The 16,571-nt window shown below is 54.5% G+C and carries 14 protein-coding genes and 1 pseudogene; 6 read left to right on the top strand and 9 right to left on the bottom strand.

Going from position 1 to position 16,571, the window contains the following annotated elements:
- Window positions 1–183 precede the first annotated feature (183 nt).
- Together PMI01S_RS25390 and PMI01S_RS25385 are read left to right on the top strand one after the other, a co-directional pair.
- Complete coding sequence (locus PMI01S_RS25390; protein WP_084322863.1) at window positions 184–402, top strand: PLD nuclease N-terminal domain-containing protein; 219 nt, start codon at window positions 184–186, stop codon at window positions 400–402.
- Window positions 403–967: 565 nt separating this feature from the next.
- Window positions 968–1,261: a fructose-bisphosphate aldolase gene (locus PMI01S_RS25385; protein ID WP_084322862.1), complete on the top strand. Its 294-nt coding sequence runs from the start codon at window positions 968–970 to the stop codon at window positions 1,259–1,261.
- A gap of 143 nt (window positions 1,262–1,404) precedes the next feature.
- Here the strand turns inward: PMI01S_RS25385 and PMI01S_RS25380 are convergent, their stop codons facing one another.
- Window positions 1,405–6,168: a DUF3320 domain-containing protein gene (locus PMI01S_RS25380; protein ID WP_084322861.1), complete on the bottom strand. Its 4,764-nt coding sequence runs from the start codon at window positions 6,166–6,168 to the stop codon at window positions 1,405–1,407.
- 493 nt (window positions 6,169–6,661) lie between these two features.
- Between PMI01S_RS25380 and PMI01S_RS25375 the strand changes: the two genes are divergently transcribed.
- A complete protein-coding gene (locus tag PMI01S_RS25375; protein ID WP_084322860.1) occupies window positions 6,662–7,162 on the top strand; it encodes an Hcp family type VI secretion system effector in 501 nt (166 codons plus the stop codon).
- On the top strand, window positions 7,155–7,844 hold the full coding sequence (locus tag PMI01S_RS25370; protein ID WP_084322859.1) for a DUF4225 domain-containing protein: 690 nt from the start codon (window positions 7,155–7,157) through the stop codon (window positions 7,842–7,844). The genes PMI01S_RS25375 and PMI01S_RS25370 overlap by 8 nt, the downstream gene beginning before the upstream one ends.
- A 190-nt stretch (window positions 7,845–8,034) precedes the next feature.
- Here PMI01S_RS25370 and PMI01S_RS25360 read toward each other — a convergent pair whose 3' ends face one another.
- Window positions 8,035–8,454: a hypothetical protein gene (locus tag PMI01S_RS25360; protein WP_139273029.1), complete on the bottom strand. Its 420-nt coding sequence runs from the start codon at window positions 8,452–8,454 to the stop codon at window positions 8,035–8,037.
- A 186-nt stretch (window positions 8,455–8,640) separates the two neighbouring features.
- Here PMI01S_RS25360 and PMI01S_RS25355 point away from each other — a divergent pair.
- Together PMI01S_RS25355 and PMI01S_RS25350 are read left to right on the top strand one after the other, a co-directional pair.
- Window positions 8,641–8,856: pseudogene (locus PMI01S_RS25355) on the top strand (type II toxin-antitoxin system RelE/ParE family toxin); the annotation flags it as partial.
- A gap of 1 nt (window position 8,857) precedes the next feature.
- Entirely contained in the window at window positions 8,858–9,298 is a 441-nt protein-coding gene (locus tag PMI01S_RS25350; protein WP_084322856.1) for an addiction module antidote protein, read from the top strand.
- 199 nt (window positions 9,299–9,497) lie between these two features.
- Here PMI01S_RS25350 and PMI01S_RS32540 read toward each other — a convergent pair whose 3' ends face one another.
- From PMI01S_RS32540 to PMI01S_RS25315, 7 genes are all read right to left on the bottom strand, one after another.
- A complete protein-coding gene (locus PMI01S_RS32540) occupies window positions 9,498–9,989 on the bottom strand; it encodes a hypothetical protein (protein ID WP_159439531.1) in 492 nt (163 codons plus the stop codon).
- A 64-nt stretch (window positions 9,990–10,053) separates the two neighbouring features.
- Window positions 10,054–10,500, bottom strand: coding sequence for an NUDIX hydrolase (locus PMI01S_RS25340; protein WP_084322854.1), 447 nt, complete (start codon window positions 10,498–10,500; stop codon window positions 10,054–10,056).
- 49 nt (window positions 10,501–10,549) lie between these two features.
- Window positions 10,550–10,975: a hypothetical protein gene (locus PMI01S_RS25335; RefSeq protein ID WP_084322853.1), complete on the bottom strand. Its 426-nt coding sequence runs from the start codon at window positions 10,973–10,975 to the stop codon at window positions 10,550–10,552.
- Window positions 10,976–11,020: 45 nt separating this feature from the next.
- The gene (locus PMI01S_RS25330) at window positions 11,021–11,569 is read right to left on the bottom strand and encodes a cupin domain-containing protein (protein ID WP_084322852.1); all 549 of its coding nucleotides are present in this window, start codon (window positions 11,567–11,569) and stop codon (window positions 11,021–11,023) included.
- A 533-nt stretch (window positions 11,570–12,102) separates the two neighbouring features.
- The gene (locus PMI01S_RS25325; RefSeq protein ID WP_084322851.1) at window positions 12,103–13,386 is read right to left on the bottom strand and encodes an NAD(P)/FAD-dependent oxidoreductase; all 1,284 of its coding nucleotides are present in this window, start codon (window positions 13,384–13,386) and stop codon (window positions 12,103–12,105) included.
- Between the two features lie 52 nt (window positions 13,387–13,438).
- Window positions 13,439–14,929 carry an aldehyde dehydrogenase gene (locus PMI01S_RS25320; RefSeq protein ID WP_084322850.1) on the bottom strand — a complete coding sequence of 497 codons (1,491 nt, stop codon included), beginning with the start codon at window positions 14,927–14,929 and terminating at the stop codon, window positions 13,439–13,441.
- A 249-nt stretch (window positions 14,930–15,178) separates the two neighbouring features.
- Window positions 15,179–16,555, bottom strand: coding sequence for a glutamine synthetase family protein (locus PMI01S_RS25315; RefSeq protein WP_084322849.1), 1,377 nt, complete (start codon window positions 16,553–16,555; stop codon window positions 15,179–15,181).
- Window positions 16,556–16,571: the final 16 nt, after the last annotated feature.

The following is a 16,571-nucleotide window of genomic DNA, read 5'->3' as shown; positions in this document are numbered from 1 at the left end:
GCGCCCGCCTAAACCACCCCACTGTGGGAGCGGGCTTGCTCGCGAAGGGGCCCGGACATTCAACATCACCCTCGACTGTCACACCTTTCGCGAACACACCCACCAAACACCCACAAATCTCAAAATTTAATGAACCCCACTTACCGCTCTCCACCTAACTGAATGACTATCAGGAGGTGACTCATGCAAATAGAAACGATCTGGATCGTACTCGCGGCAGTACTTTTGCTGGTTGAGTTGTGGGCGATAACCCGGGTACGCAAAGCCGAAGGCAAATCCAGCAACAAACTCGTATGGATGGTGGTCATCGTGTTTGTGCCGCTGTTCGGACTGATCGCGTGGGTATTGGCCGGCCCCAAACACACCGATCCGAATCCACATTCACCACAGACTCGCCAATGACGCCGGACAATCCGCGCTAACGATTTGGAAACCGCACGATTTGAAACGACAAAGCCCCGAGGATTCGGGGCTTTGTCGTTTCTGGCCACTCGACTTTCAAACCAGACATCCGAAAATCTCGTAGGAATTTACGCTTTGTGGCGAGGGGATTTATCCCCGTTGGGTCGCGAAGAGGCCCCAAAACCTGCACCCCATTTCCCAAGGCACTCCACACGGCCCAGAACACCGCGACAAGCCCTAAAACAGTGGCATTCAGCCTTGTCACAACAAACGCGAAAGCGTCCTACAGCCCGGTTGTGAGCACCAAAATAGCCGCCTATATTCGACCCGTCGCTGACACAGTTAGCGATGGGTTTCGCAGCCCAAAAACGAGATGTCCGATACCGTCGAATGAGAACTCTGGCAAACTTCGCCCGCGTTTCATTTCATGGCGGTTGTGCGTGGGAGACTTTCGAGTCTGCCGGGTGTCGGTCATCGCTCGGTCTGCGAACCCGCGTACAGCTGCCACCCAATTGTTTCGCAGCGAAAAGGTGGTGCCTCTATTTGCTTCCGCAGAGAGTTACTTATGACCATGAACAACCCGCCCCGCCGCTTCACCCCCATGTCCCAATTCGCCACCGACTACCCCGTCCTCCTCATCGACAGCGACGCCCCACTCCGCGAACTCCACAACTGCGTCAGCGAACGCCTCAACGCCGTCCTCAAGTATCTCAACCTCATGGCCTGCACCAGCCTGCCGGACTACGCCGAAAACGACATCAACACCGTCACCAACATCGCCCGGATCCTGGTCCAGGATGTAAGCGATGTGTTTCGGGTGATTGAGCAGCGGGGATTTGATACATCCAAGGGGCAGTGACTACGTTTTAGTCGTAGAAAACCCGCATTGATGCGGGTTTTCTAGCAATAACACTTGCTCAGATTTTTTGAAAACGGTCCAGACTTGTTTAAGCAGCGTCGTACACTTTTCTCAGTACTCAACCAATTGTAACCGCAGCCACTTCAAGCACACACCACCAGCCGGCCCTCTCTCAACTCTAACCGTCTATCACGCACCAGTTGTTCGATTCTTTCCTCCAGCAGCGCTGTTACTTTCGCTGTGGCGCGACCAAAGCCGAGTAGCCGAAGAGCTCCAGAGATCGCCTCGTCATGATTCATGGAAAAACCCGAGATGATGATTTCTATCACGGCCTGATCGAGCTCTTCAGGCGCGACCCACTCCAACTTACGCTCGGCGGACTCCCAATGCGCTCGGCTACGGATAACAACTGGCCGACTCTCGGCCAAGTGAAGAAATTCCCCTCGGCGTAAAAAGTGCCTCTGCTTAACGCCCATTCCGATGGCTTGCTCGACGGCGGCAGTAATTCTAGAACCTTGTCGCGTTACGCCGAAAGCGTCCATGAGCCGTCGGGTAACCTCCACAGAATGCACCGGTGATTCAACATCGACCACTGTCCGGATCAGTCGGAGCAAGTGTTCCGTCTGGTGTTGGTGCAGTTCCATCTGGGTGGTCATAGCGGTAAGCCGCGCCTTTTCATAAGGCCGGCTGGTCACCGGGTCGATTTCAGCAACGGTTTCATCGCGGAGAATTTCATGCAAAGGGTCGATCGCCGCTTCATTGACCGAGAAACTACGACGCTTGGCTATCCGTTCGCGGGCTGCCTCAATTGCCTCTACCGTACGAGTAATTTCTTGCTGCGGATTGCGAAACCAATCAGTGCTCCAGATGCGATGGAAGTTCCAACCCAACCCCTCAAGCACGCCTTGGCGTAGGCGGTCGCGGTCACGCGCAGAACGCGAACTGTGGTAGGCCGCACCATCGCACTCAACAGCCAGCACGTACCGGCCCGGGAACTCTGGGTCTCTCACGGCGAGGTCAATAAAATAGCCGGCAGTGCCGACTTGCGGTTCTACCTGATAGTTAAGATCGCGCAATGCGCGGACAACTTCATCTTCAAAGGGCGAGTCCGTAGCCTTGCCGGTTTCTTTGGCGACTTCAAGTTCGCCCGTTTCCGCGTACTTGAGGAAGTTTTTCAAGGCTCGTACGCCGTGTTTGGCGGTGGCATCGACGTCCAGTTCGTCACCTCGGAAGTTACAGAACACACGCATTGCCAATTTAGCCCGCGTGATCAAGACGTTAAGCCGACGATGCCCGCCATCCTTGTTGAGTGGACCAAATTCACGGGCGATACGACCGGATTCATTTCTGCCATAACCAATGCTGATGAAGATCACATCTCGCTCATCACCTTGAATGTTTTCAAGGTTTTTTACGAAGAATGATTCACTGCCCTGTCCGGTGAAAAATACTTCGGCCTGAGGTGTCTTACGCCGCAATAATTCAACTTCCACGCTGATCAAATCTCGCTGCGGGACACTAAATGCAGCCACCCCCAGGGAAAGTTCCGGCGTCTCCAGCGCATGTTTCATCACCGCATACGCGACTGCTTTGGCTTCATCCTTGTTGGTTCGTGTGCGACCACGATCATATAGTGCGTTTGGCAGATAATCGAAGCTCACACCCTTCGCGTGGAGATGCTGGCCAGCAGAAGGAAATACCACCAGCTTGCTGTCATAGAACTCAACGTTGGAGACGGCGATAAGTGATTCGTGCCGGCTGCGGTAGTGCCAACGCAAGTAACGCTCCTGGCTACCCGCAGCCTTGAACAGACTGAGGATGCTTTCGATGTCTGCGGTGGCGTCGTTCTCGTCATCAGGCGCGATGTCGCGGCTAAACAAATCGCTAGGCGGCATCTGCCGTGTGTCACCTACCACCACCACCTGCTTACCGCGCAATATCGCGCCGAATGCATCGACGGCCTTGACTTGAGACGCTTCGTCGAACACCACCACATCGAATGCCAGCTTGCCTGGAGGCAAAAAGTTGGCGATCGACATAGGGCTCATCATGAATACCGGCTTGATTTGCTGAATCGCCCGACCAGCCTTGTCGATCAGCTGGCGAATCGGGATATGCCGGCGCTTCTTGTTCAGCTCTGCACGCAGCGTTGCCATTTCACCGGGTTGGTTCACATTGGGCATGTGTTCCCATACTTGACGGGCCAAATAGGTTTGAGCATGGTTCAACGAGGCAGCATCAAGTGCCTTGAACCTGGCGATCTGATGTTCGTGTTTGATGCGGTCAAATTGCTGAAGCGCGGGCTTGTCGGCGTAGGCCTTTTGCACGAGCCCCGAATACCAGGAAAAGTCGAGAATAGCGGGTATCTGATCGGGCGTTCCACTGCACAGAGCGATGTTCAACAACTCGTCCAGTTGTGCCTGATGCATTTCGCCCGCCAGCACATTGAGACGAGCTATCTGGTAAAGCGAGCTCAGGCTGGTCTTCCACAGCTGTAAGCGCGCACCCAAGGCAGACAGATCCAGCTTGCGCAGCGCTTGAGCGTTGTCATCCTGCATGCCGATGACTTCCAAACCAGTCAGCAATGCCTGATCAAAGCCAGCGAGATGTGCCTCGATGTCACTGACCGTTTCCCCAAGCCCACTGGCATCCGTGTGCCCGGCGAGAAACGCAATGATGCCTTGTGGTACATGGCCATTACCGAGGTCTTCGTAAAGCTGGACTACCCAGCCACTGACACGCTCGAGTACCGCCCAGTCGGACTGTTGACGCTGCCATTGAGCACCGAAAAGCGCACTGCCTAAGCCCTCGTGCTGGTCATAAACCTTCTGGCTTTGTTGATAGCTCAGAACCGAATCAACCAGAGTAAGTTGGTCGGCATTGCTGCCCGGCAGCGCGCCCTGTGCAAGCCCTTGCAAACGAGCCTTTGAAGCGCGATAGCGTCCCGAAAACACCTTCCACCATTTGTCACCGTAAGCCAGCAGATTCTGCCGAACTTCCAACAGATCCTGCTCCCACGCGGCCTCGATCAACTGAGCACCATGGTTGACTCTGCACGTGCTCATGCGCTGGCCCGCATCAAGCAAGTCACGAATGGCGTCGCGGCGCAGCTGCCAATCGCCCGTGCTCAGCTCTACGCCTTGCAAACGGGGCGCTTCGGCCGCTCGCCTTGCGGCGCGGCAGATGACAGCAACGTCCGTGAGAGTGGCAGGCTGAGTCAGCATTAGTCGCATCGACAGAGCGTTGGCGGCGGCGTCCAGAGCAGCCAAATGCGCACTTGCTTGTTGCAACGCATCGTTCGCATCGTTCTGTTCAATAGGAGAGAAAAACGTTCGCTTGCTTCCCCAGAACGGATTTTGGTCCGGGCGGCCCATTTCCTTAAGATGAAGCGTTAATTCCTCGACCAGTTCGCGGCGTTTCAGCTGATCAGCCTGGGTCCATGATGCCATTGGCGCGAAAGCGATCGTAGGCAACACTCCGTAGCTGTGCTTGAGTTTAAGGTACCGCCCCAGCACCCCGACGAAATCCATGCCACTTACCCCCACAGGCGCACTCACCGCGGAGCAATAACGGTTCAAGCTGCCTTGCAATTCCGCCAGGTTGGCCAGATCATCCTCGCCCACCTTAGTCAGCGGCCGCCCTTGCTCAAGCGTGCGTCCAAGTTCTTTGAGCACCGACGTTTTGGTCGACTTGTGGCTGTGGAGCTCAAGCACTGCATCACCCAAGTGGCATTCATCGAGTCGACGCTTAACCACTTCAAGGGCGGCCATTTTTTCGGCAACAAACAACACAGTTTTTTTCTGGGCAATCAGTTCCGCGATGATATTAGTGATGGTTTGAGACTTACCGGTACCCGGCGGCCCCTGAATAACAAGATTGGCGCCCTCTCGTACTTCTAGAATCGCTTCAGTCTGGCTACTGTCTGCATCTTTAACGAATCGCACTTCCCCAGGTTGGAGAACCGAGTCGATGTTCACGTCTTCGGCATATGCAGGTCGCTGGTCACCGAAGCCAGACCCGAGAAGACGGTTCATTACCGGGTGAGCATCGGGCTGCAGGTCTTGAGGCCAGCTCTTCGGATCCAGATCTTTGAACATAAGAAACTTACCGAAGGAAAAAAACCCGAGAGCAGCCTCGTTTGTTGAAACCTTCCAGCGCGGTTGTTTGCATATTAAGTCTGAAACTTCGGCATAAAAGCTGTCGAGACTGCCCTCCGTAGCATCGAAGCGTTCCTCACTGAACTCACAGGCCGCAAGGTCGAGACCAAAATCAGTCTTGAGTTTCGCGATCAAAGACAGATTAGGCATCAACTCGTCGCCGGAGTATTTCAGCTTAAATGCGTCCTTTGCACCGCTTCGTTCAAGGGTCACTGGCAGCAACATCAAGGGAGCCTTGCGAAGGTTCTCTGAACTGTCCGCTTCGTACCAATGAAGGAAACCCAGTGCCAGAAACAGGGTGTTTACGCCTTGTTCTTCGATGAAAGCTCGCGCCTCACTGTGAATCCTCAACAACTGGAGGAACAGGCGCTCTTCATCCAAGGATGTCTGCAGGCGCGTGTCCGTATGTCGACGCGCTCGACCGGAATCGTCCAGTTCATCGTCGACAAAACCCGACTCGTCCACGCCGTTGAGTTCATGCAACAGCAATTCATCAGTCGCCACGTCCAGAGCGTCTTCGCCATCAGGCGTTGTGGTTTTATCCAACACCGCCAGCTTTTGGCGAGCCATTGGCGAAAAGCTCATGGCTCTATCTTGCCTGTAAAGCAGGTGGAACACCGACTCTGACAACTCATCCACCACTGCCAAGGTCTTGGCTGACGCGCGGAAGTTCAGCATGGTGTTGCGAAGGCCTATATCGAGCAGCTCCTTGCGGCTACCCTGCAGCTTTTGACTAATCCCTGAACTCATGAGAACTCTCTTGAAACGTGGTCGAGGCGGGAACGATGGGAAACAGATTTCCGTCGGTTCACTACAAATGCTGGATCATGAACGACGATCATAGCTGTCACAACGGACTAATGGTCCCAACACCACTATTTTTCTTTATGCCCCCAAATGCTGAAAGAAAAAATGCCCTCCTTTTACGTGAAGTAAGCGCTCCAATGCGCTGCACGAGCGAAACAATACCTGCTCCGATTTCCTGCAGCATCTACTGCTGACGCAGCTCCCGCGGTCCATGATGCCAAAATTGGCACGTTCATACCCGACACACGTTAGATGCCCACGCTATTGCTGATTGAAGGTAAAAAAACCGCTTGTAGGGTTCTTCCATCACAAATTTCTTTACTCGCCGTAAGACAACTCCGAACTCACTGGAATACTCAACCACACCAGACTATTCCCCGCAACGCACCTGTTATGTTCGAAATAGAGCGATCAGTTGACTATAGGGGCAGCACATATGGCTAATCACGGCTACATGACCATCACCGGCAACCGACAAGGTTTAATTTCGGCCGGTTGCTCCGGGGTGGATTCAATCGGAAACAAATGCCAGATCACTCATAAAGACGAAATCATGATTTTGGCCTATTCGCACAATATGATTACCGGCAATGACGGTGGAATTTCTGGTGGTCGCGGCAAGCATCTACCGATTGTAATTACCAAGAACATCGATAAATCTTCACCCTTACTGGCTAGCGCGCTCCATGAGCGCGAAACAATTGAGTGCACTATCCACTTCTACCGAACATCGGCCGCGGGAGGTCAGGACAAGTACTACACGATAAAACTCACTGGTGCAAAAATCGCTCATATCACACTTCAAGTTCCTCACGCCATCCATATGAACGATGCAGAACCACAAGAGTTGGTATCCATTCGATATCGGGATATTAGCTGGACGCACGTTCAGGCCGGGACGTGTGCCTATAGTGTTTGGGGGAGTGAGGATGAATGATGAGTATTGTGACCTTCATGACGTGACTAAAGCTGCGTCCGATCTAGTTGCGCTTGGCTGCTCTATCGGTGCCACGCAGTTGTACGATAGTTTTTTACAGCTTCAGTTTAGCGCGGTTGTTTCATCTTTTGCCAACGAGATTATTGATGCTGTAGATAAGGGCTTAATTAGTGCCCGACAGGGTTTACAGGATATCAGTAATGAGTACGCCGAGTTATCATCCAAAGCACTGTTTTACGCTCAGAATGGAGTCGGGGTCACAGCGGGAGTAATTCAAGTCCAAACTGGTGTTTCAATCATCGGGAATAAGAAAGTATTTAACGGCGTCACTGGCATCGCATACATTGGTCACGGAATGAACAATATTTATGAAGGTGTCGGAAATGTTTACAATGGCCCCGAGGCACCTGGTGTTGTAGGCCCGATTCGAAAAGGGTATCAATGGGTTGCTCAGGACGTTTATGCGGGCAACATGGCCTACTACTCTGTTGACTTGGGTCTATCAGCTAACGGCATGCTGAGATTTGTACGAAAAACTGGATCTACAGAATTTTTTTCTAGAGACCCTTTGAATTACGAGCGGGCATACAAACAAATGAGCCGCATATCTTTAGCCTTCGAAGTTTTGATTGATGCCATAACGATCAAATTCATGACTGACGAAAATACAGCAAAGCAGTAACGTGCCAACGCAACACTTTCCACAGACAAAATAACAACAATAGAAACATTCATATTCAAACATCCACAACAAAACCAAAACCAAAACCAAAACCAAAACCAAAACCAAAACCAAAACCAAAACCAAAACCAAAACCAAAACCAAAACTATCGTACACCAACACAAACCAAACACTGCACGCCCCTTGAATTCATCGGGCACGCAATGACTTTACCCGAATGACAAAACCTACAACCAAAATTAAAAAAACCAATATCGCTACAACCGAATAAAGTGTGCTTTCCAAGAAAAAAAAACGATCAACAAACATCATTATAAAAAATGAACCAAGCATAGAACCGGCAAAAATATCAAAATATATAGCAGCATTTGGTTTCTTTTTAGCACCTGAGGGAAGGCCAAGCACATCACTCTTTAGCTCTGGAACAACGTAGCGAATATTAAAAATCAGCAAACCAACAAATATCGCTCCAGCCACCACGAAAAATACCCAACCCTCTAGAACTACCAGTTTTTTTGTAAGCCACACAAAAAACGCAGCCTGAACTATACAGAGCGAAACAACCAACTGATACACGACAATAACAACGACGAGGTCTTTTATGCGCAAGAGAACCATCCCCTTAAATTGATAGCACTATAGCTGCCTGAAGCCTCGAACTCTGAACACAATCAAACACAAAAAGGCACCAAGAGAATCAACCTACAACCTCATACGGCTTTTCCTACACAGTGCAAAAAAAAGGTGACAGAACATTTAATAAAAGGAGATCTGTCCACCTTCTTAGCCTGGAGGCGCTTGGACTGCGCCAAAAGTAGACATTTCGGAGATTGCGAAGCAGTGGGTGGCGGTATGAGCGAAATGCGTGTTTTTGTTGGTCCTGGCTACAGAATCTACTTTGTACGCACCGGGATGACCGACTACACGATGCTTACTGGAAGCGATAAAACGGATCAAGCACGAGGCATCAAAAGAGCTAAACAGATCCTCGATGCCATGAAGGGTAAATGACATGAGCGAAACGACATTCAATCCCGAGGATATGCCTATCCTCAATCTCGACACTTCTGGCACAAGTCGTCACGAAGCTTCCCGCTTCCTCGACAGCCCGGAAATAATGGCGGCTTATATTGCTGAAAGTATGAAGGCAGGTGACACGGCGCTGGTTCATGCGCTGGGTGAGGTTGCAAAAGCTATTGGCGTAAATAAAGTCGCCCAGCAAGCTGGGGTCAACCGGGAAAGCCTTTATAAAGTGCTTAAAGGCGGAACGAAAACGCGCTTTGAGACAATCAGGAAGCTGATGACAGCGATAGGCCTGGAACTCACCGTACGCCCAGTGGCGACGCCAGCCGCAGCCCCAAGCAAGCCCAGACCTGCTCCAGGAAAATCCGCAGCCCGGCCTACTACTGGCAAACCGAAGTCCAAAGTTGCTACCAAACCTGTCCCAGCCTGAACCGGCTCGTTGTTGCCAGGTTTCGACAAAAAAGGGTGTCAGATCCATTTATTCAAATAGATCTGTCATCCTTTTTTTCCCGGAACTTTTCTACAGCATGATGTCGATATGATGGCCCGCCGATTCAAAAAATTCGGGATCAAGCAGCGTCAGGCTGTTACCTGACAAATCATGGAAGCCTGTGATGAGAGCAATTATTTTAATTTTGTTGATGTTCAGTGGGTATACCTACGCCAGCTGCGAAAACATCAAAGATGATGACCAGCGCAACTATTGCAGAGCCCAGGAAAGTGGCAGTGGTTGCGACAACATCAAAAACGACGACATGAGAAATGCTTGCAGAGGGGAAACAACCGGCAGCGGGTGCGACAACATTCATGATAATGATCAACGTAACTTGTGCAACGCAAAACAGAGCGGCAATGGCTGCGATAACATTAAAAATGACGATATGAGAAATGCTTGCAAAGGGGAAACAGGCGGTAGCGGGTGCGACAACATCCGCGATGATGACCAACGTAACTTGTGCAAAGCCAAACAGAATGGCCACGGGTGCGACAACATCAAAAACGACGATGTGCGTAATCAATGCAAAGCCGTTGCGCAATGATATAGCGGCCTCAATCCAGTTGGCCAAACTTCGTTGCAAGCCCTTGAACGAATGATAAAAATCCGATGCCTGAATAGGCATCGGATTTTTTATATTTGCGATTAACGCCTGATACTGATTGATCGGAGGTAATTGATAACGGGCGTCAATCCGACAGTGCGACTTTCTTTAGCAGCTCGTGAAGCCCATCAGGAACCAACGGCGCTTCGTCGGTGAAACTTGCCCACGGGAGCCACTTTGCAATAAAGGCTGCACCATTGCTTTCTTGTGCGCTCAAGTGCGGCAACGCATAAACGCTGGCATCCACAAACGTCGCATCGTACACCTGCACGATTTCGTGCCCTGGTGTGCCGTTATACGTAAATAGGCTTTCAAGCGTGCCGAGCAAGCGAACATCAGTAATGGGCAAACCGAGTTCTTCCCGTACTTCTCGCGTAACAGCCTGGGCACTGGTTTCGCCAAATTCGATTCCACCACCGATAGGACGGAAGAACGGCTTTTCAGTGATGGGGTCGCGAGCTTCGTTGACCAGTATCTTGCCATCGTGATGGAAGATGCAGAGTGCGAGGGGGCGGATGCGGGGTGTGGTCATGAGGTGAAGTCCATTTACTTGGCAGAGTGTGTACCGGTCACGATGCTAATCAATGTCTGCGGCCGGGTTTCCAGAAATAGTGAGAGAACACGGACACAGGACACGCGAAAACAATAAACAAAATTCCAACCGAGCCCCAATGCGGCAACTCTCTCAAAAACCCGACTTTATCAATGACCGGAAAACTGAGAACGGTCCCAATCGAAGCCCCGACGACAATCCCTACCCTCGACCCCCACACACTCGTGTACCGCTCCTCTTCGCCGAACTCAATCCGTTTCAACCTCGGCGCCAGGTAACACACGCCGAAAATGCAAAAGACCACGAAAGAGGCAAGTCCCACCGCGTTGAGATACGCGTCATCCACACCAAAAATTTGCTTCAGCCCCGCCATCAATATCACGGAGTAAAAACCTGAACTGGCAAAGACCATCAGCCATGCCCAGAGGTAGTAGCGACACGTTCGAGCATCCATACGCACACGATCCATTAGGGGTACAGCAATCAATCCCTGGTGAAATCAGAAGTTCGCCGGAGTGTTGGCGCTGATGATTTCCGCTTCATCCGCCCCGATATTGCGAAACTTGTGCGGCAGCGTTGTCGGGAAATAGTAGCCATCGCCGGCATTCAGCACACTAATCTGCCCATCGACCGTCAACTCAACCGTCCCCCGAGTAACCAACCCACACTCCTCGCCTTCAGAATGCACAATCGGCTCTTCCCCCGAACTCGCGCCCGGCGCGTATTGCTCGCGCAGCAAACGCATCTGCCGGCTCGGCACCGAAGCGCCAATCAACAGCAACCGCAACCCATGACGCCCTAGATCTGGCTGTTCATTGGCGCGGAACACGTATTGATGCTCGCGTGGCGGTTGGTCGAAGGTGAAGAAGTCCGCCAAAGACATGGGGATGCCTTCGAGCAGTTTTTTCAGGGAGCTGACGGAGGGACTGACGCGATTCTGTTCGATCAGGGAGATGGTGGCATTGGTGACGCCGCTACGCCGGGCCAGCTCGCGCTGGGAGAGTTTGTAGCTTTCGCGTACTAATTTGAGTCGTGAGCCCGTGTCCATGACAGCCTTATGCGAGGAAAACTTAAGGGTTATGGGGGTGGATGGCGGGCGACTTTTGGCCGCGAAAGTACCGCTTCCCTGTCCCGTAATTGTGAAAGGCGGGTATTAAATCACGTTTGTGGGTGTTGCTGTAGAAGCAGGCTTGCTGGCGATGGCGGTGTATCAGCCAAGGCAATTGTTGGCTGAACGGGCGCCATCGCCAGCAAGCCGGCTCCTACAGGTGGTGGTGTGTCAGGTGGCATTGATGGTGGTTGTTATGGCCTCTTCGCGAGCAAGCCCGCTCCCACAGTTTGGTTCGGGTTGGTCACAGGTTTTGTGTACACCCTAAATCTACTGTCGGAACTGAGCTTGCTGGCAATGGCGGTGTGTCAGCCAAGGCAATTGTTGGCTGAATGGGCGCCATCGCCAGCAAGCCGGCTCCTACAAGTGGTGGTGTGTCAGGTGGCATTGGTGGTGGTTGGCTTGACCCCTTCGCGAGCAAGCCCGCTCCCACAGTTAATCAATGTTTATCCCCCCCATTATCTACACCAGGGTTAGATGCCGAATCGGTCGCGCAGCGCGTAGTACGCGGCGCCCATGGCGGTGAGCGGGGCCTGGAAGGTGCGGCCGCCGAGCATGGGCATGTGCGGCAAGGATGCGAAAGCATCGAAACGTTCGGCGTCGCCGCGGATCATTTCCGAGATCAGTTTGCCGGCCAGGTGTGAGCAGGTGACGCCGTGGCCGCTGTAGCCTTGCATGTAGTAGGCGTTTTTCTCGATGCGACCGAATTGCGGCATGCGCGACATGGTCAGCAGGAAGTTGCCGGTCCAGCGGTAGTCGATCTTCACGTCCTTCAGTTGCGGGAAGGTCTTGAGAATTTTCGGCTTGATCAGTTGCTCGATGTCGTCCGGTTCACGGGCGCCGTAGACCACGCCACCGCCGTACAGCAGGCGGTTGTCGGCGGTGAGGCGGTAGTAGTCGAGCAAGTAGTTGCAGTCTTCGACGCAGTAGTTGTTTTTGATCAGGCTGCGCGCAACCTTCTCCGACAACGGTTCGGTGACGACGATTTGCGAGCCGCACGGCATGCTTTTGGCGGTCACACGATTGTCGAGGCCCTGCGGCAGGTAAGCGTTGCCGGCGATCAACAGGTATTTGGCGCGGACCAGGCCTTTGGCGGTGCGCACGGTAATCGGTTCGCCGTAGGTGATTTCCACCGCTGCCGATTGTTCGTAGATTTTGCCGCCCAGGCCGATGATGGCCGAGGCTTCGCCGAGGGCCAGGTTCAGCGGGTGGATATGGCCGCCCTGCATGTCGAGCAGGCCGCCAACGTAGTTGTCGCAACCGACTTCGCGCTTGATGTCGGCGGCGTCGAGCAGGGTCAGGTTTTTGTTGCCGTAGCGTTCCCAGCTGTTTTTCTGCTCGGCCAGGCCTTTGAGTTGTTTTTTGTTCAGTGCAGCGAAGATGCCGCCCGGCTTGTAGTCGCACTGAATGTCGTAGTGTTGTATGCGCTGACGGATGATGTCGGCGCCTTCGAAAATCATGCTGCCGAGGACTTCGGCGGTCTTGTCGCCGTAGCGTTCTTCGATGACATCGACGTCGCGGCTGTAGGAGTTGACCAGTTGGCCGCCGTTGCGACCGCTGGCACCGAAACCGACTTTGGCGGCTTCGAGCACGGTGACGCTGTAGCCGGCTTCGGCGAGGAACAGCGCCGAGGACAGACCGGTGTAGCCGGCGCCGATCACGCAGACGTCGCAGTCCACCGCTTGTTCCAGCACCGGGAAATCGCCGGTGAAGTTGCGGGTTGCGGCGTAGTAACTGTTTACATGAGTCTGTTTCATAGGTTTCTCCGATGGCCGCTGGCATGTGCCGGCGACCGCCGTTGTAGAAGTGTTAGAGCTTGATCCAGGTCGCTTTGAGTTCGGTGTATTTGTCGAACGCGTGCAGCGATTTGTCCCGACCGTTACCCGACTGCTTGTACCCGCCGAACGGCGCGGTCATGTCACCGCCGTCGTACTGGTTGACCCAGACGCTGCCGGCGCGCAAGCCGCGGGCGAAGGTGTGGGCCTTGCTCAGGTTGCTGGTCCAGACGCCGGCGGCCAGGCCGAAGATGCTGTCGTTGGCGATGGCCAGGGCTTCTTCAGCGGTGTCGAAGGTGATCAGCGAGAGCACCGGGCCGAAGATTTCTTCACGGGCGATGGTCATGGCGTTGGTCACGCCGTCGAAAATCGCCGGCTCCACGTACAGGCCGCCGGTGGCTTCGAGGGTGCGACTGCCGCCCGCGATCAGTTGCGCGCCCTGGTCTTTGCCGACCTGGATGTAGCGCAGCACGTTGTCCAGTTGACGCTGATCGACGACCGCACCGACGGTGGTTTGCGGATCGAGGGCGTGCCCCGGTTTCCAGGCTTGCAGCGCTTCCACCAGTAGCGGAATGAACTGCTCGCGAATCGAACGCTCCACCAGCAATCGCGAACCGGCGGTGCAGACTTCGCCTTGATTGAAGGCGATGCCGCTGGCCGCCGCTTGTGCTGCCGCGCGCAGATCCGGCGCATCGGCGAACACCACGTTCGGGCTCTTCCCCCCTGCTTCGAGCCAGACGCGTTTCATGTTGCTTTGGCCGGCGTAGATCATCAGCTGCTTGGCAATCGCGGTCGAGCCGGTGAAGGCCAGCACGTCGACGTCCATGTGCAACGCCAGCGCCTTGCCGACGGTGTGGCCGTAGCCCGGCAGGACGTTGAACACGCCTTTCGGGATGCCGGCGTCCAGTGCCAACTGCGCGATGCGGATCGCGGTCAGTGGCGACTTTTCCGAGGGCTTCAAGATGAACGAGTTGCCCGCTGCGAGCGCCGGGGCGAACTTCCAGCTGGCCATGATCAGCGGGAAATTCCACGGCACGATGGCGGCGACAACACCGGCAGGTTCGCGGGTGATGAGGCCGAGTTGGTCGTGCGGCGTGGCGGCGACTTCGTCGTAGATCTTGTCGATGGCTTCGGCGGTCCAGCGGATCGCGTTGGCGGTCGCCGGGATGTCGATGTTCATCGAGTCGTTGATCGGCTTGCCCATGTCGAGGGTTTCGAGCAGGGCGAGTTCTTCCTGGTTGGCCAGAATCAGGTCGGCGAAGCGGATCAGGATGCGCTTGCGCTCGGCCGGAGCGAGGTTGGCCCAGATGCCGGAGTCGAAGGTTCTACGCGCGACGGCGACGGCTTCGTTGGCGTCGGCTTCGTCGGTGCTGGCGACGTTGGCCAGGAATCGGCCGTCGACCGGGCTGACACATTCGAAGGTGTCACCGCTGAGGGCGGCGCGGTATTGGCCATCGATGAAGGCACGGCCTTCGATGGTTAGGGACTGGAAGCGTTGTTCCCAGTCGCTGCGAGTGTTTGTCATGGTTGTGACTCGACGCAGAGGAATGTTGGGTGGCCTTGGGCATTTGTGGTGGCTGAGCGGCCGCCATCGCCGGCGAGCCGGCTCCTACAGGGTTGTGTGACCGACAGCGATCAACTGTAGGAGCCGGCTTGCTGGCGATGGCGGTGGATCAATCAACATTGATCTCGCCTGATACACCGCTATCGCCAGCAAGCCGGCTCCTACAGAGTTTTGTGTCGTGCACGAGAGGTGTGGACGACGCAGATCTCGTCAAACGGTGTGCAGGTACCAGTTGTACTCAAGGTCCGAAATGGAGTTCTCGAACTCGGCCAGCTCGCTTTCCTTGCAGGCCACGAACACGTCGATGTACAGCGGGTCGATGTACTTGGCCATGACTTCGCTGTCGTCCAGCTCGCGCAGTGCATCGCGCAGGTTGTTCGGCAGGCTCTGCTCGTTTTGCTCGTAGCTGTTGCCTTCGACCGGAGCACCCGGTTCGATCTGGTTGGTCAGGCCGTGATGGATACCGGCCAGCACCGAAGCCATCAGCAAGTACGGGTTGGCATCCGCACCGGCAACGCGGTGTTCGATGCGCACTGAGTCCGCTGAACCGGTCGGCACACGTACCGCGACGGTACGGTTGTCGATGCCCCAGCTCGGCGAGTTCGGTACATAGAACTGAGCGCCGAAACGACGGTACGAGTTGACGTTCGGGCAGAGGAACGCCATCTGCGCCGGCAGGGTCTCGAGCACACCGCCGATCGCGTGTCGCAGCGCGGCGTTCTGCTCGGGATCCTCGCTGGCGAAGATGTTGTTGCCCTGCTTGTCGAGAATCGAAATGTGCACGTGCAGACCGTTGCCCGCCTGGCCCGGATACGGCTTGGCCATAAACGTGGTGTCCATCTCATGGTCGTAGGCGATGTTTTTCACCAGACGCTTGAGCAACACCGCGTAGTCGCAGGCCTTGATCGGGTCATTGACGTGATGCAGGTTCACTTCGAATTGCGCCGGGGCGCTTTCCTTGACGATGGCGTCGGCAGGAATACCCTGCTCTTTCGCGCCTTCGAGGATGTCTTGCAGGCAATCGACGTATTCGTCCAGGTCGTCGATCAAATACACCTGGGTCGACACAGGACGCTTGCCCGATACCGGCGAACGCGGCGACTGCGGACGACCGTTCACGTTGTCCTGGTCGATCAGGTAGAACTCCAGCTCGAACGCCGCGCAGATAGTCAGGCCGAGTTCGTCGAATTTGCGCACCACGTTGGCCAGCACTTCACGCGGGTCAGCGAAGAAAGGCTCGCCTTCCAGTTCGTGCATGGTCATCAGCAACTGAGCGGTTGGGCGCTTCTGCCACGGCTCGATGCTCAGGGTGCCAGGGATGGGGAAGCAGATCCGGTCGGAGTCGCCGATGTCCAGACCCAGGCCGGTGCTTTCCACCGTAGAGCCGTTGATGTCCAGGGCAAACAGAGACGCCGGGAGGTTGATGCCTTTTTCGTAAACCTTATGAAGACTGGTGCGCTCGATGCGCTTGCCGCGCACCACACCGTTCATATCCGCAATCAGAAGGTCGACGTACAAAACCTCAGGATATTTCTTAAGGAATGCGTTTGCTTCGTTGAGTTGAACGGCACGCAGAGGGACCGACATGATGCACCTATTAGCT

It is taken from the genome of Pseudomonas migulae NBRC 103157 (assembly GCF_002091715.1).
In the GTDB taxonomy this organism is placed as follows: domain Bacteria; phylum Pseudomonadota; class Gammaproteobacteria; order Pseudomonadales; family Pseudomonadaceae; genus Aquipseudomonas; species Aquipseudomonas migulae_A.
This window is presented reverse-complemented; position numbering and strand designations above follow the sequence as displayed.

Coding starts and splice junctions, on each gene's coding strand:
- PMI01S_RS25380 (WP_084322861.1), bottom strand. CDS start 6,168: ATGAGTTCAGGGATTAGTCAAAAGCTGCAGGGTAGCCGCAAGGAGCTG.
- PMI01S_RS25390 (WP_084322863.1), top strand. CDS start 184: ATGCAAATAGAAACGATCTGGATCGTACTCGCGGCAGTACTTTTGCTG.
- PMI01S_RS25340 (WP_084322854.1), bottom strand. CDS start 10,500: ATGACCACACCCCGCATCCGCCCCCTCGCACTCTGCATCTTCCATCAC.
- PMI01S_RS25315 (WP_084322849.1), bottom strand. CDS start 16,555: ATGTCGGTCCCTCTGCGTGCCGTTCAACTCAACGAAGCAAACGCATTC.
- PMI01S_RS25375 (WP_084322860.1), top strand. CDS start 6,662: ATGGCTAATCACGGCTACATGACCATCACCGGCAACCGACAAGGTTTA.
- PMI01S_RS25370 (WP_084322859.1), top strand. CDS start 7,155: ATGAATGATGAGTATTGTGACCTTCATGACGTGACTAAAGCTGCGTCC.
- PMI01S_RS25320 (WP_084322850.1), bottom strand. CDS start 14,929: ATGACAAACACTCGCAGCGACTGGGAACAACGCTTCCAGTCCCTAACC.
- PMI01S_RS25385 (WP_084322862.1), top strand. CDS start 968: ATGACCATGAACAACCCGCCCCGCCGCTTCACCCCCATGTCCCAATTC.
- PMI01S_RS25330 (WP_084322852.1), bottom strand. CDS start 11,569: ATGGACACGGGCTCACGACTCAAATTAGTACGCGAAAGCTACAAACTC.
- PMI01S_RS32540 (WP_159439531.1), bottom strand. CDS start 9,989: ATGCCTATTCAGGCATCGGATTTTTATCATTCGTTCAAGGGCTTGCAA.
- PMI01S_RS25335 (WP_084322853.1), bottom strand. CDS start 10,975: ATGGATGCTCGAACGTGTCGCTACTACCTCTGGGCATGGCTGATGGTC.
- PMI01S_RS25350 (WP_084322856.1), top strand. CDS start 8,858: ATGAGCGAAACGACATTCAATCCCGAGGATATGCCTATCCTCAATCTC.
- PMI01S_RS25325 (WP_084322851.1), bottom strand. CDS start 13,386: ATGAAACAGACTCATGTAAACAGTTACTACGCCGCAACCCGCAACTTC.